This window comes from Streptomyces sp. NBC_01446, assembly GCF_026340095.1.
Lineage (GTDB): Bacteria > Actinomycetota > Actinomycetes > Streptomycetales > Streptomycetaceae > Streptomyces > Streptomyces aureus.
The window spans coordinates 4,297,501-4,311,735 of sequence record NZ_JAPEPO010000001.1 but is presented as its reverse complement, the minus strand read 5'-3'; the positions used below and the strand labels follow the sequence as shown (position 1 = coordinate 4,311,735).

Below are 14,235 nucleotides of genomic sequence, written 5' to 3'. Positions count from 1 at the left end.
GATTCGGGCCAGTTCCGCTCCCACCGACGAAGAACTCAGCGGCCCCACCCCCACCAACCCACGCCCCCCACCCGCCCCCGCATACGAACCGGCCCGCACCCGGCAGCCCACCCCGCCCTTCCCCTCCCTCCCCGTAGCCGCCGTCTTTGGTCTTTGTCCTTCTTGGCCGGGAGCCCATTGGTGGTCGGAGCGAATGAGGAACCCCCCTCCCCCGTACGAACATCAGGCGACGAAAGTCAGCCCCCACCTCGCCGCGGACAAGAGGACGGCGTACGGAGGCCGCCGGCAACCACCCATGGGCCCCAGCCACCCCATCCGCTTTTCATCGGTGACCTCTGGGAAGGACGCCCCATGCCCCACGACGGAACCCCGCCCCCCACCCAGCTCGACTGGACCCGCGCCGCCCCCGAGGACGCGACCGGGCAAGGCCCCTGGATCGAGATCGCGTTCGGCCCGGACGATCAGGTGTACCTACGCGAGACCTCCGCCCCTGAAACGGTCGTCACGACCACGCGCCAGAAATGGGACGCCTTCGTGCTGGGCGTACAGGCGGGCGAGTTCGACCACTTCGCCGAGGGCGCCTGACGCGTCCGTCGATGGCCGGTGAGTGGCCAACGAATCGTCACCCCTCAGGTCACGGCGCAGACCTGGCGTTCATTGCCCGGAGTGACGCAGCGTGATACACAGAGTGACCATACGTTCCGTCGTATACGCAACCCTGTGAAGACGTTGGAACTCAGCCAAGGAATGGCGCCAAGTCGGCAGGCATCCGCGGCGATCTGGGCAAGAATGGGCCTGACCTCTGCGCTGCGGCGGGGGCGACAGAACTACCCACTTGGGGCGGTGAGTTACACATGCTGCTGGCAGCCGGCAAGGGCAACATCGACACCATCATCGGCGGGATCGCCCCCGACTGGGGCCCATTCCAGAACCTGGGCAAGGAAGCACAGGTGATGGTCGAGGTCGTGATGGCGGTGGCGATCCTGCTGTGCCTGGGCATCGCCATCTGGGGCGCGGCCAAGCAACGGATCGGCGCGACGGCCCTGCGCGACACCTTCAGCGCCGAGCAGGGCAAGGGCCTCATCATCGCGGGCCTGACCGGCGTATTCATCATCGGCTCACTCGGCACGCTCTTCACCATCGTGTACGGCATGGCGATCTAGCCCCTGTTCCGCCCGCTCCGGTCTCATCTGCACTGAGGTTGCAACTCCCTGATGTCGAGTCACTACACCGCGCCCGCGCGGAAAGCAGCGCGGCTACCGTCGTACGTGGCGGTTCAGCACGAGCCTGAGGGGGCGTACGCGGGATGAGTCCGGGCGACGGCAACGACGACGACCTCTACGGAGGCACAGGTCAGACCCGTACGCGCCTGCCCGACGGGGGGCAGGGCGACATGTACGGGGGCGCTGCGCGCAGACCTGCCCGCTCTTCGTCGCGCAGCCTCATCACGGTGGTCGGAGTAGTGGTCCTCCTCATCGCGGCGATCGCCTTCGCGAACCGGGGCGATTCCTCATCGGACGACGGCGACGCGAAGAAGCCGGATACGTCTCCGACTGCCCCTACGGGGACAAAGGCGGTCACATCCGGGTTCGCCCACGACAAGCAGGGGGCGCAGAGCGCTGCCGCGAATTATGCGGTTCAGCTCGGTTCTGCGGAGATGTTCAACAAAGCTCAACGAAACCGCATTCTCCAAGAGGTCATCACCCCCTCCCGCGTGACCGGCTTCGAGGACACCCTCGACAAGGCCTACTCCCCCGAGTTCAACACGAACGTCGGACTCAATAAGGACGGATCGTCGCCCCAGGGCTACACCTTCGTCTCGCGCACCACCCCGATCGGAACCAAGGCGACCGGCTACTCGGCAAGCACGGCGAACGTCGCCGTCTGGTGCAGCGGGCTGCTCGGTATGGCTGGAGAGAACTCGAAGAACCCGGTCACGAACAGTTGGTTCACCATCTCCATGAAGCTCGAGTGGACCGGCGGGGACTGGAAGATCGTCACGCACTCCCAGAAGGACGGCCCCGCCCCGGTCCCGGGCGACGAGCGGGCCTCCAGCTCTGACGAGATCGCGAACGCGGTCGAGGGGTACGGAGGGTTCACGTATGCCCGCTAAGCGGCACATGCTCAAGCTCACCACTGCCATCACGGCTGTGCAGACCGCCGCGTTCCTGTTGGCTACGCGTGCCTATGCAGCGCCAGACCCGAAGCGCTCGAACGATCCGTGCGATCTGATCCACGGCCCCGCCAAGGCCTACTGCGAACGCGGCAACGGTAAATCCGGAGGTGGCGGATCCCCCGCCACACCCCCCGGCACCACCAACCCCCTGGACCCCCTTTCCTCCCTCGCCAAGGGCTGTGCCGACGCCGCGTCCTGGACCGTGGACATGCTCAGCAAGTCCATCAAGCAGACCGCCAACGTCGACTTCACCAACCCGAAGTTCCTCCAGCAGTACGCCATCGTGTTCGCGGCGTCGGCGATTCTCACGTTGCTGCTGTGGCTGCTCGCCGTGGCCAAGAGGGCCGTCCGGGGTGTCCCCCTCGGCACCGCCCTCTCCGAGGCCATCGGGTTCCTCTGGCTCACGGTCATCGCGTCCGCGTTCACGCCGCTGATCCTCTACACCGTCGTATCCGCGACGGACGGTGTCTCGGATGTGCTGGCGAAGGCGACGGGAGATCAGACGGACGCGTTCTTCGGGACGTTCTCCGGTGCGCTGAAGAAGGGCGACGACATAGGGGGCGGGCCGATCATGCTGATCGTCGTCTCGCTCGTGTCGATCCTCGCCGCGGGCGTGCTGTACCTGGAGCTGTATCTGCGGGCCGTGCTGCTGTACGTGGGCGCGCTGCTCGGCGTCGTCGTCTACGCCGGTCTCGTCGACAAGAACCTGTGGGGGCACGTCCGCCGCTGGGCCGGCGTGATGATCGCCGTGATCCTGGTGAAACCGGTGATCGTCATCGTGCTCGGGCTGGCCGGCGCGTTGTCCGGGTCGGAAGGGCCGGACTCCCTCGCCGCCGTCGTGTCCGGTCTCGCCATCGTGCTGCTCGCGATCTTCGCCAGCGGCATGATCTACCGCTTCGTACCCGGCTTCGGCGACGAGATCGCCAACGGCCGTAACAACCGCATCATGCGCGGCGCCGAGAGCAAGGCGGCCGCAGTCATCAGTTCACCCGCCGCACTCGTCTCGCAGGGCATCAAGACGCACAGCGCCCGCGCGGACGGTGGCGGCGGCAGCGGTGGCGGCCAGTCCCAGGCCCGCCCCGCGAACCCCGTGTCGGGAGGCGTGGCCGCACACAGCACACGCCCCTCCTCCGGGGGCAGTGGCGGTGGCGGCGGATCTGTCCCCTCCGCCGCACCCCCGCCCCGTACGAGTCCCACGAACACGCCGCACGCGAGCAATACGCGTGGCGGCGGTAACACCGGCAACAGCAATCGGCAAGGAGGTGCAGGGCGTTGACGACCCAGTCCCATATGTCCCCATCGGTCACGCCCCGCCGTACGTATCTGATCGGCCGTGCCCGGCCGAACGCCATCGTCGGCAAGAACCGCGAGACCGGCGAGATCGCCCTCATCATCGGGGGCGCTTTCCTGGGCATGATGTGCGGGCTTCTCGTCCCCGCCCTGTCCCTGCGCATCACGCTGCTCCTGGGCTTCCCGCTGATCGCGCTCGCGGCCGTCTACATCCCGTACAAGCACCGCACCTTCTACAAGTGGTTCGAGATCAACCGCAGTTACAAGCGGCAGCTGAAGCGCGGCACGACGTACCGGTCGCGGGCCATGGACGCCGGCGTCCGACTCGACGGGCGCGAGGTGGAGATCGGGCCGCCGCCCGGCATCGGCCGGCTGACGTGGCTGGCGGCGCCGTTCGGGCCGGACGAGATCGCCGTGCTGCTGCACGCCGACCGGCGGACGGTCACGGCCGCGATCGAGATCGAGGGGCCCGGCGTCGGGCTGCGGGACAGTGAGGACCAGGAGGCGCTGGTCGACCGGTTCGGGACGCTCCTGAAGCACGTCGCCAATGGGGACGGCTTCGTCACGCGGCTGCAGATGCTCGCCCGTACGCTCCCCGCCGACCCCGACGCGCACGCCAAGGACGTCGCCGTGCGCGGGGACGACCGCACGCCGGGCTGGCTGCAGCAGTCGTACAACCAGCTCCAGTCGATGGTGTCGACGAGCAGCGAGCAGCACCGCGCCTACCTCGTGGCCTGCATGCACTACACCCGCGAGCTGGCCGCCGAGGCGCACGCCATGGCCCGCGCGGCCCGTCCCCACAGCGGCCGCAAGGTCGACCGGGACGCCGGGCTCGCGGTCGTCATGGCGCGCGAGCTGACCGACATCTGCTCGCGCCTCCAGGAGGCCGACATCCGGGTGCGGCAGCCGCTCGGGCAGGGGCGGCTCGCCTCGCTCGTGCACTCCATGTACGACCCGGATCATCCGATCGACCACATTCAGGCCATGACCAAGCGCAATGCCTGGCCGGCTGAACTCGACGCGATGGAGCCGACGTACCTCCAGGCCAAGACGCGTGAGTCGTCGACGCGCGCGCCCTGGTGCCACGCCACCGCCTGGGTCAAGGAGTGGCCGATGACGCCGGTCGGCGTGAACTTCCTGGCGCCGCTCCTCGTCCACACCCCCGACGTCATCCGTACCGTGGCCGTCACGATGGACCTGGAACCCACCGAGGTCGCCATCGAGCGGATGCTCACGGAGAAGACGAACGACGAGGCGGAGGCCAGCCGCGCCGCCAAGATGAACCGGACCGTCGACCCGCGTGACGTCGCCGCCAACACCCGCCTCGACCAGCGCGGCGAGGACCTCGCGAGCGGCGCGGCCGGGGTCAACCTCGTCGGTTACATCACCGTCTCCTCCCGCTCGCCGGAGAGCCTCGCGCGCGACAAGCGCACGATCCGCGCCTCCGCCGGCAAGTCCTATCTGAAGCTGGAGTGGTGCGACCGCGAGCACCACAGGGCCTTCGTCAACACATTGCCGTTCGCGACCGGCATCCGACGGTAGAGGCAGGGCTCTGAGATGCGGGATCCGCTGTCCATGGCCACGGACGCCTTCACCTCCTTCCTGTTCGGGAAGGTGGAGACGACCCGGCTTCCGGTCCGTACGTCGACGGGGCAGGCCCAGGCCGTCTACCTGCCGACGGCCGCCCCCGGCCTCGGCGACTCGGGCGTCATCATCGGCCGCGAGGTGTACTCCGGCAAGGGTTACATCTACGACCCCTTCCAGCTGTACGGGCAGCAGCTGCCCGCCCCGCACTGGCTGGTCCTCGGCGAGTCCGGCAACGGCAAGTCCGCGCTGGAGAAGACGTACGTCCTGCGGCAGCTGAGGTTCAAGGACCGCCAGGTCGTCGTCCTCGACGCGCAGGGTGAGGACGGGGTCGGCGAGTGGAACCTCATCGCCCAGGAGCTGGGTATAACTCCCATCCGGCTGGATCCGACGGCCGCTCTGGACATGGGGATCCGGCTCAACCCGCTCGACCCGGCGATCACGACGACCGGGCAGCTCGCCCTGCTCCGGACGATCATCGAGGTCGCCATGGGGCACGGCCTCGACGAGCGCTCGGGCTTCGCCCTCAAGGTGGCGCACGCCTACGTCAACGAGACCATCGTCGAGCGCCAGCCCGTCCTGACCGACATCGTCGAGCAGCTCCGCCACCCGGAACCCGAGTCGGCGGAAGCGATGAACGTGGCCATAGACGACGTACGGGCGTGGGGACTTGATGTCGCCCTCGTCATCGACCGTCTCGTGGACGGTGACCTGCGCGGCATGTTCGACGGTCCGACGACGGTCGGTATCGACCTCGACGCCCCGCTGATCGTCTTCGACCTCTCCCACATCGACCGCAACTCCATCGCGATGCCGATTCTGATGGCGATCGTGGGTGTGTGGCTGGAGCACACCTGGATCCGGCCGGACCGCAAGAAGCGCATCTTCCTGGTGGAGGAGGCGTGGCACATCATCAACTCGCCTTTCGTGGCACAGCTGTTCCAGCGGCTCCTGAAGTTCGGCCGGCGCCTCGGTCTGTCGTTCGTGGCCGTCGTCCACCACCTCAGTGACGTGGTGGACGGGGCCGCGGCCAAGGAGGCGGCCGCGATCCTGAAGATGGCCTCGACCAGGACCATCTACGCCCAGAAGGCCGACGAGGCACGGGCCACCGGTCTCGTACTCGGCCTGCCACGCTGGGCCGTGGAGATCATCCCCTCGCTGACCCCGGGCATCGCGGTCTGGGACGTGAACGGGAACGTCCAGGTCGTGAAGCACCTCATCACCGAGACGGAACGGCCCCTGGTCTTCACCGACCGCGCCATGACGGAGTCCTCCGCCGAGACGCTCGGCGACGACGCCATGCGCGCCGCCGACCTGGAGGCGGAGGAGCGGGCGGCCGCCTTCGTGGAACAGCACCTGGGCGACCGGCTGAAGGACTCGTCGGAGTCGACGGTGGCCTGAGGTCTGAGGTCGGTGGCCTGAGGTCTGAGGTCTGGGAAGTTACTGGTGGGGCTCGGCGAGAGCGAGAGCGGCATGCGGCGGCACGACGCCTACGAGCAGGACGACAGGTACGGGGACCGGGGCCGGGGTGGCCCCGCCCCGCGGGAACGGGAACGCGGCATTCCCGACGGGCTGCTCCTCGGCGTGCTCGCGTTCCTGCTCGGCATGACCGTCATGGTGTGGACGGCGACGGGCCTGTCGGGCCTGTTCTCCCAGGGCGCCTGGCCGGACGGCGTGACGATCCGCCACACGCCGGTGGCGATGCGCGCCCTCATCGGCCGCCCGCACGACCTGCCGGGCGCCTGGCCGGACACCCCGGACGGGCAGCTCTCCGGGTACGGGCTGTTCTGGGGCCTGTTCATCGGCCAGGTGCTTGTGCTGATCGTGCTCACGGTGTTCGTCGCGGGGACGGTGGCACGGTGGCGGGCCGTACGGCGAAGGCGCCGGGCGGAAGCGGCCGCTGCTCGTTCGGCCGAGCCGGCGCCCGTGGCCGACCCCGCCCCCCGGGCCACGGTCTCCGAGGTCCCGGCAGCCGGGCCGGAGCCCCATGAGAATCACGAGAAGCAGGAGAAGCAGGAGCGTCACGAGAGTCCCGCCGCCCCGGCCGCCCCCACGACCGTCCCCGCCCCCCGCGGTCCCGTCGTCCTCGGGCCCGCCGAGACCCGTGCCCCGCGGGCCATTCAGGCCATCAGGGACGCCGAGGGTCCCGTCCTCGTCGTCACGTCGTCGGCGAGTGTCTGGGCGGAGACCAAGGACGCCAGGTCGAAGCTCGGCCCCGTCCTCGTCTACGACCCCACCCACCTGTGCGACACCCCGGCCCGCCTCCACTGGAACCCGGCCCAGGGCTGCGAGGACAAGCCCACGGCCGCGTCCCGGGCGGCCGCCCTCCTCGCCCCGATCCGGCCCACCGCCAAACTCGACACGGCCACCGCCGACACGGCGGAGACGCTGCTGCGCAGCTTTCTGCACGCCGCCGCCGTGGACGCGAAGCTGTTCCGGCACGTGCACCGCTGGGCGCAGGGCACCCAGGTCCAGGAGGCCGTACGCATCCTGCGTACGAGCCCGAAGGCGGCGGCCGGCTCCGCTGGCGAGCTGGAGGCCGCGCTCACCTCGCACCCCGAACGCCGGGACATGGCACAGGAGTTGACGACCCGCGCACTGTCCTCTCTGTTCTCCGTCCACATCCGCGAGGCCTGCACCCCAAACCGAACTGATGCGCTCACCCTGGATTCCTTCGTGAACGAAGGGGGCACGCTTTATGTGGTGGGTGAAGCCATCGAGGATCCCAAGGCGGACCCGGGCGCGATGCCCCTCCTCACGGCCCTCGCCTCAAGCGTGGTCGAGCACGGCCGGCGCATGGCCGAACGGTCATCTGCCGGTCGGCTCGACCCACCAATGACGCTCGTCCTCGACGACGTCGCCGCGGTGGCTCCGCTTCCCCAGCTTCCGGAGCTGCTGTCCACCGGAGCGGACCAGGGTCTGCCGACCCTGGCCCTCCTCCGGTCCCGGGAGCAGGGCCGGGCCCGCTGGCCGCACGCCGAACTCCCGTCCCCTTAAGGCCTGTTACCGCCCCTCCAGCACCATCTCGTACTCGACCTTCGACGAGTCGCCCGGCACCGCCACGCTCGCCCCGCTGCGGCCGAAGCCGAACCGCCGGTAGAACGCCTGCGCCCGCGCGTTGTCCTGGTGCACGTACAGCCGTACGCGCTCAAGACCCTCCAGCGAGCGCGCCCACTCCACGGCCGCCAGGAACAGCGCCTCGGTCACGCCGCTCCCCCGGTGCTCGGGCCGCACGTACACGCCGACGAGATGCGCCTGCCGCACGTCGCTCGTGTCGCCGAACGCGAGCGGCGCCCCGGCCTCCTCCACCCGCACGGTCACGGACCCCCACCACCGGCCGTCCGCTCCCTCGGCGACGAACTGGTTTCCCGAACCGTCGAGTTCGAACCGTCCGGCCCGCTCCCGCCAGAACTCCTCGGGCCGCGCGACGGCGGTCTCGTACGTCTCCAGGAAGGCGATCGGAGCCGCCGGGTCACGCAGGGCGGCGAGCCGGATCTCCCGCACCGCCTCCCACTCCTGGGACCGGACAGGACGTACGACGTACTTCTCGGCAGGCTCCATGGGCCGGACCCTACGGGACCGTCGTACCGGGGTACTACGGCATTTCGGCAGCTCCGGACCGCGGTCGGACGCCCCGTCCCCGCCCCTCTCCCTACCTTCGGAGCATGACGATCAGGGCACACGGACTCACCAAACGCTACGGCGACAAGACCGTCGTCCAGGACCTCACCTTCACGGTCAACCCGGGCACCGTCACTGGCTTCCTCGGCCCGAACGGCGCCGGCAAGTCCACGACCATGCGCATGCTCCTCGGCCTCGACACCCCCACCGCGGGCCACGCCACCGTCGGCGGCCGCGCCTACGCCGCCCACACCGCGCCCCTCCGCGAGGTCGGCGCCCTCCTGGAGGCCCGATCGATCCACCCGGGCCGCACCGCGTTCCACCACCTCATGGCGCTCGCCCACACGCACGGCGTGCCGCGCTCCCGCGTCGACCACGTCCTCGCTCTCACCGGCCTCACCGACGTCGCGGGAAAGCGCGTGAAGGGCTTCTCCCTCGGCATGGGCCAGCGCCTCGGCATCGCGGCCGCGCTCATCGCCGACCCGGCCACCGTCATCCTGGACGAGCCGGTCAACGGCCTCGACCCGGAGGGCGTCCTGTGGGTCCGCAACCTCCTCAAGTCCCTTGCCGCGGAAGGCCGTACGGTCCTCGTGTCCTCGCACCTGATGAGCGAGATGGCCCTGACCGCGGACCACCTCGTCATCATCGGCCGCGGCCGCCTCCTCGCCGACACCACCGTCGCCGACCTCGTACGCGAATCAGGCGCGGCCTACGTCAAGGTCGTCACGCCCGAAGCCGTCCGCCTGCGCGAGCTCCTGTCCGGCGATCCCGGCGTCGAAGTCACCGGCGAGTCCCCCGACACCCTGCACATCCGCGGCGCCGACGCCCCGCAGATCGGCCGCACAGCCGCCACGCACGGCATCCCACTCTTCGAACTCACCCCGCGGACCGCCTCGCTGGAGCAGGCGTTCATGGACCTCACACATGACTCGGTCGAGTACCAGGCCACCGCCATGACGGGAGCAGCAGCATGACCACCGCAGTCCCCTACCGCGTCACCACGCCCCGCGTGCTGCGCTCCGAGTGGCACAAGTTCTGGACCCTGCGCTCCACGTGGATCACCCTCGCCGTCGCGAGCGCCCTCGTCCTCGCCGTCGGCATCACCATGGGCTCGACCTATGACGGCGACGACTCCGAGATCGACACGGTCGTCTTCGTCCTCCTCGGCACCCAGCTCTCACAGCTCTGCGTCGCCGTCCTCGGCATCCTGGTCACGGCCGGCGAGTACTCGACGGGCATGATCCGCGCGTCCCTGACGGCGGTCCCGCGCCGGGTGCCCGTCCTGTGGTCCAAGGCCGGCGTGTTCGCGGCCGTAGCGTTCGCCCTGGGCTTCCTGACGAACGTGATCACGTTCCTCGTCGCGCAGATCTGGCTCTCCGACGGCGACAAGGCGACCTCGCTCACCGACCCGGGCGTCCTCGGCGCCCTCGCGGGCAACGCCGCCGGGATCACCCTGATGAGCCTGATCGCCCTCGGCCTCGGCGCCCTGCTCCGCTCGGTCCCGGCCGCGATCGGCGCGTTCGTCGGCGCCGCGCTGATCCTCCCCGAGATCCTCGGCATGCTCCCGTACGACGCCGTGGACAGCGCCGTGAACCACTTCCCGACCCAGTCCGCCGCATCCCTCGGCTCCGCCACCCACCTCGTCGGCGCGGTCTCCCCCGCCATGGGCCTCCTCTCCCTGACGCTGTGGGCCGCCGCGGTCCTCACGGCCGCGGCCCTGCTCCTCAGGCGCCGCGACGTATGACCCCCCGCGGAACCCTTTCCCGTACGAGGATGAACCGGTGTACGAGGATGAACCGGTGACGGACGACAGGACCCAGGGGCCGGAGCGAGCTCCCTTCCCCCTCACCGCGTACGTCCAGCGGCTCACCGAGCGGGTGCGCGCCTTCGACCGGCGCCGCCCGCTCGGCTGGGACCTGGTCCTGACGGGCTTCTTCGTGATCGCCGCCCTCGTCGACTACACAGGCGGCGGCTGGCGCAACATCGCCCACAACACCGACGTACCGGGTCCGCTGGTCCTGTGCCTGAGCCTCGCGCTGACGGTGCCCCTGCTGTGGCGCCGGACGCGCCCGATGACGGCACTCGCGGTGATGGTGGCGGCCGGGGCCGTCAACAGCTGGACGGGCGCGCTGCTCCAGGCGGCCCTGGTCCAGCTCATCGTCGTGTTCAACGTCGCGCTGCGCCGCCCGCTGAAGCTCCTCGCGGCCGCCTGCGCGCTGACGTTGTCGCCGGTCGTCGTGGGCGCCGTCCGCTATCCGAAAGGCAGTTGGGACCAGCAGATCGTCCCGCAGGTATGGGCGATCACCCTGGTGGCGCTGCTCGGCATCGCTGTCCGCAGCCGCCAGGAGTACACGTCGTCCCTCGTCGAGCGCGCCCGCCGACTCGAAGTCGAGCGCGACCAGCAGGCCCAGCTCGCCGCGGCGGCGGAACGCACGCGCATCGCCCGCGAAATGCACGACATCATCGGCCACAACCTCTCCGTCATCACAGGTCTCGCCGACGGAGGCTCCTACGCGGCGGCCAAGAACCCTGAACGCGCAGGACAGGCACTGGAGGCTATCGCCACGACAAGCCGCCAGGCTCTCGCGGAACTGCGCCGCCTCCTCGACGTACTGCGCGAAGAGGTCACGCCCACACCCCAGTTGGCACCTCAGCCGGCGCTCACGGACCTGGACCGGCTCGTCGACGGGGTCCGCGCGGCGGGCCTGCCCGTACGTCTCGCACTGCGCGGCCGGCCCGACTCCCTCGCCCCCGGAAAGGAACTGACGGTGTACCGGGTCGTGCAGGAGGCCCTCACCAACACGCTCAAGCACGCCGGTCCGGGCGCCGCCGCGGCCGTCGACGTCACGTACGGGGACGACGGGGTACGCGTCAGCGTCACGGACACGGGCCACGGAGGCCCGGCGCCGAAGCCGGGCGCGGGACGCGGCCTGACCGGCATGCGCGAGCGAACTTCCCTCTACGACGGCACACTTGAGGCAGGCCCGCTGCCCACGCCCCCGGGCGGCTGGCGCGTCCATCTCCACCTCCCGAAGGAACCCTCCCCGTGACCAGCGTGCTCATCGTCGACGACCAACCCATGCAGCGCTTCGGTTTCCGCATGCTGCTGGAGAGCCAGGACGACCTGACGGTCGCCGGCGAGGCGGGCGACGGCGCCGAGGCGGTGCGCCTCGCGGCACGTCTCCACCCGGACGTCGTCCTGATGGACATCCGCATGCCGGGCCTCGACGGCATCGAGGCCACACGCCGCATCGTCGCGTCCGGCGACCGCACCCGGGTCCTGATCCTCACGACGTTCGACCTCGACGAGTACGCGTACGACGGCCTGCGGGCGGGAGCATCCGGATTCCTCGTCAAGGACGCGCTGCCGGAGGAGCTCCTCTCCGGGATCCGCGCGGTGGCGACAGGCGACGCGGTGGTCGCCCCGAGCCTGACGCGCCGTCTCCTCGACGCATACGTACAGCACTTGCCGGCCACGAACGCGCCCCAGGGCCCCGACCCCCGGATCGCCGCCCTCACGGACCGGGAGCGCGAGATCCTCACAGTCATCGCCCAGGGCTGGACGAATTCGGAGATCGCCGCACGTCTGCACCTCGCCGAATCGACGGTGAAAACGCATGTGAGCCGCATTCTGGCGAAGACGGGCGCCAGGGACCGGGTGCAGGCGGTGATCGTGGCGTACGACGCGAAGCTGGTGGAGCCGGCGTGAATCTGCGGCTTGCTATATGGCCGGGAACGCAAAAAAGCCTCATTCCCCGAGTTTTCACTCGGGGAATGAGGCTTTTTATCAAAAATAGTTCGGCGGCGTCCTACTCTCCCACAGGGTCCCCCCTGCAGTACCATCGGCGCTGTGAGGCTTAGCTTCCGGGTTCGGAATGTAACCGGGCGTTTCCCTCACGCTATGACCACCGAAACACTATGAAACTGTCAACCGCACCACGCTCTGTGACAAACGTGGGGTTGTTCGTGGTTTCAGAACCAACACAGTGGACGCGAGCAACTGAGGACAAGCCCTCGGCCTATTAGTACCAGTCACCTCCACCCGTTACCGGGCTTCCAGATCTGGCCTATCAACCCAGTCGTCTACTGGGAGCCTTAACCCCTCAAGGGGGTGGGAATACTCATCTCGAAGCAGGCTTCCCGCTTAGATGCTTTCAGCGGTTATCCTTTCCGAACGTAGCCAACCAGCCATGCCCTTGGCAGGACAACTGGCACACCAGAGGTTCGTCCGTCCCGGTCCTCTCGTACTAGGGACAGCCCTTCTCAATATTCCTGCGCGCGCAGCGGATAGGGACCGAACTGTCTCACGACGTTCTAAACCCAGCTCGCGTACCGCTTTAATGGGCGAACAGCCCAACCCTTGGGACCGACTCCAGCCCCAGGATGCGACGAGCCGACATCGAGGTGCCAAACCATCCCGTCGATATGGACTCTTGGGGAAGATCAGCCTGTTATCCCCGGGGTACCTTTTATCCGTTGAGCGACGGCGCTTCCACAAGCCACCGCCGGATCACTAGTCCCGACTTTCGTCCCTGCTCGACCCGTCGGTCTCACAGTCAAGCTCCCTTGTGCACTTACACTCAACACCTGATTACCAACCAGGCTGAGGGAACCTTTGGGCGCCTCCGTTACTCTTTAGGAGGCAACCGCCCCAGTTAAACTACCCATCAGACACTGTCCCTGATCCGGATCACGGACCCAGGTTAGACATCCAGCACGACCAGAGTGGTATTTCAACGACGACTCCCCCTGAACTGGCGTCCAGAGTTCAAAGTCTCCCACCTATCCTACACAAGCCGAACCGAACACCAATATCAAACTGTAGTAAAGGTCCCGGGGTCTTTCCGTCCTGCTGCGCGAAACGAGCATCTTTACTCGTAGTGCAATTTCACCGGGCCTATGGTTGAGACAGTCGAGAAGTCGTTACGCCATTCGTGCAGGTCGGAACTTACCCGACAAGGAATTTCGCTACCTTAGGATGGTTATAGTTACCACCGCCGTTTACTGGCGCTTAAGTTCTCAGCTTCGCACACCCGAAAGTGCACTAACCGGTCCCCTTAACGTTCCAGCACCGGGCAGGCGTCAGTCCGTATACATCGCCTTACGGCTTCGCACGGACCTGTGTTTTTAGTAAACAGTCGCTTCTCGCTGGTCTCTGCGGCCACCCCCAGCTCGAGGAGCAAGTCCTCTCACCAGTGATGGCCCCCCTTCTCCCGAAGTTACGGGGGCATTTTGCCGAGTTCCTTAACCATAGTTCACCCGAACGCCTCGGTATTCTCTACCTGACCACCTGAGTCGGTTTAGGGTACGGGCCGCCATGAAACTCGCTAGAGGCTTTTCTCGACAGCATAGGATCATCCACTTCACCACAATCGGCTCGGCATCAGGTCTCAGCCTTAATGTGTGACGGATTTACCTATCACACGGCCTACACCCTTACCCCGGGACAACCACCGCCCGGGCTGGACTACCTTCCTGCGTCACCCCATCACTCACCTACTACAAGTCTGGTCCGTCGGCTCCACCACTTTCCTTTCCCCGAAGGGTCCGGAACGGCTTCACGG

General features: G+C 68.2%; 12 protein-coding genes and 2 rRNA genes (1 of these 14 only partly in view). 11 read left to right on the top strand and 3 right to left on the bottom strand.

Features of this window, described 5'->3' with window-relative positions:
* The first annotated feature begins 351 nt into the window (after positions 1-351).
* The 7 genes from OG456_RS19345 to OG456_RS19315 all read left to right on the top strand — a co-directional run bounded on the left by OG456_RS19345 (position 352) and on the right by OG456_RS19315 (position 8,047).
* Positions 352-585 carry a DUF397 domain-containing protein gene (locus tag OG456_RS19345; protein WP_266562639.1) on the top strand — a complete coding sequence of 78 codons (234 nt, stop codon included), beginning with the start codon at positions 352-354 and terminating at the stop codon, positions 583-585.
* A gap of 269 nt (positions 586-854) precedes the next feature.
* Positions 855-1,163, top strand: a complete 309-nt coding sequence (locus OG456_RS19340) for a hypothetical protein (RefSeq protein WP_116512240.1) — start codon at positions 855-857, stop codon at positions 1,161-1,163.
* Between the two features lie 143 nt (positions 1,164-1,306).
* Entirely contained in the window at positions 1,307-2,113 is an 807-nt protein-coding gene (locus OG456_RS19335) for a hypothetical protein (protein WP_266562636.1), read from the top strand.
* Complete coding sequence (locus tag OG456_RS19330; RefSeq protein WP_266562634.1) at positions 2,103-3,452, top strand: hypothetical protein; 1,350 nt, start codon at positions 2,103-2,105, stop codon at positions 3,450-3,452. Before OG456_RS19335 ends, OG456_RS19330 begins: the two co-directional genes overlap by 11 nt.
* Entirely contained in the window at positions 3,449-5,008 is a 1,560-nt protein-coding gene (locus OG456_RS19325; protein ID WP_266562632.1) for an SCO6880 family protein, read from the top strand. The genes OG456_RS19330 and OG456_RS19325 overlap by 4 nt, the downstream gene beginning before the upstream one ends.
* Positions 5,009-5,023: 15 nt before the next feature.
* Positions 5,024-6,451 carry an ATP-binding protein gene (locus OG456_RS19320; protein ID WP_266562630.1) on the top strand — a complete coding sequence of 476 codons (1,428 nt, stop codon included), beginning with the start codon at positions 5,024-5,026 and terminating at the stop codon, positions 6,449-6,451.
* Between the two features lie 72 nt (positions 6,452-6,523).
* A complete protein-coding gene (locus OG456_RS19315; protein ID WP_266569341.1) occupies positions 6,524-8,047 on the top strand; it encodes a type VI secretion protein in 1,524 nt (507 codons plus the stop codon).
* Between the two features lie 6 nt (positions 8,048-8,053).
* Here OG456_RS19315 and OG456_RS19310 read toward each other — a convergent pair whose 3' ends face one another.
* Positions 8,054-8,611 carry a GNAT family N-acetyltransferase gene (locus tag OG456_RS19310; RefSeq protein ID WP_266562628.1) on the bottom strand — a complete coding sequence of 186 codons (558 nt, stop codon included), beginning with the start codon at positions 8,609-8,611 and terminating at the stop codon, positions 8,054-8,056.
* Positions 8,612-8,715: 104 nt separating this feature from the next.
* Between OG456_RS19310 and OG456_RS19305 the strand changes: the two genes are divergently transcribed.
* Genes OG456_RS19305 through OG456_RS19290 form a run of 4 tightly spaced genes read left to right on the top strand, consistent with a single transcriptional unit; the run spans position 8,716 to position 12,380 of the window.
* On the top strand, positions 8,716-9,645 hold the full coding sequence (locus OG456_RS19305) for an ABC transporter ATP-binding protein (protein ID WP_266562626.1): 930 nt from the start codon (positions 8,716-8,718) through the stop codon (positions 9,643-9,645).
* Entirely contained in the window at positions 9,642-10,415 is a 774-nt protein-coding gene (locus tag OG456_RS19300) for an ABC transporter permease (protein WP_266562624.1), read from the top strand. The genes OG456_RS19305 and OG456_RS19300 overlap by 4 nt, the downstream gene beginning before the upstream one ends.
* Before the next feature lie 55 nt (positions 10,416-10,470).
* Positions 10,471-11,721, top strand: a complete 1,251-nt coding sequence (locus OG456_RS19295) for a sensor histidine kinase (RefSeq protein WP_266562622.1) — start codon at positions 10,471-10,473, stop codon at positions 11,719-11,721.
* Positions 11,718-12,380, top strand: coding sequence for a response regulator transcription factor (locus OG456_RS19290; RefSeq protein WP_266562620.1), 663 nt, complete (start codon positions 11,718-11,720; stop codon positions 12,378-12,380). The genes OG456_RS19295 and OG456_RS19290 overlap by 4 nt, the downstream gene beginning before the upstream one ends.
* 87 nt (positions 12,381-12,467) lie before the next feature.
* Here OG456_RS19290 and rrf read toward each other — a convergent pair.
* Both rrf and OG456_RS19280 read right to left on the bottom strand, forming a co-directional pair.
* Positions 12,468-12,584: ribosomal RNA gene (gene rrf, locus OG456_RS19285) — 5S ribosomal RNA — on the bottom strand.
* A gap of 89 nt (positions 12,585-12,673) precedes the next feature.
* Positions 12,674-14,235 (bottom strand): 23S ribosomal RNA (locus OG456_RS19280) (it continues 1,562 nt past the right edge of the window).

Coding starts and splice junctions, on each gene's coding strand:
- OG456_RS19345 (WP_266562639.1), top strand. CDS start 352: ATGCCCCACGACGGAACCCCGCCCCCCACCCAGCTCGACTGGACCCGC.
- OG456_RS19340 (WP_116512240.1), top strand. CDS start 855: ATGCTGCTGGCAGCCGGCAAGGGCAACATCGACACCATCATCGGCGGG.
- OG456_RS19335 (WP_266562636.1), top strand. CDS start 1,307: ATGAGTCCGGGCGACGGCAACGACGACGACCTCTACGGAGGCACAGGT.
- OG456_RS19330 (WP_266562634.1), top strand. CDS start 2,103: ATGCCCGCTAAGCGGCACATGCTCAAGCTCACCACTGCCATCACGGCT.
- OG456_RS19320 (WP_266562630.1), top strand. CDS start 5,024: ATGCGGGATCCGCTGTCCATGGCCACGGACGCCTTCACCTCCTTCCTG.
- OG456_RS19315 (WP_266569341.1), top strand. CDS start 6,524: ATGCGGCGGCACGACGCCTACGAGCAGGACGACAGGTACGGGGACCGG.
- OG456_RS19310 (WP_266562628.1), bottom strand. CDS start 8,611: ATGGAGCCTGCCGAGAAGTACGTCGTACGTCCTGTCCGGTCCCAGGAG.
- OG456_RS19305 (WP_266562626.1), top strand. CDS start 8,716: ATGACGATCAGGGCACACGGACTCACCAAACGCTACGGCGACAAGACC.
- OG456_RS19300 (WP_266562624.1), top strand. CDS start 9,642: ATGACCACCGCAGTCCCCTACCGCGTCACCACGCCCCGCGTGCTGCGC.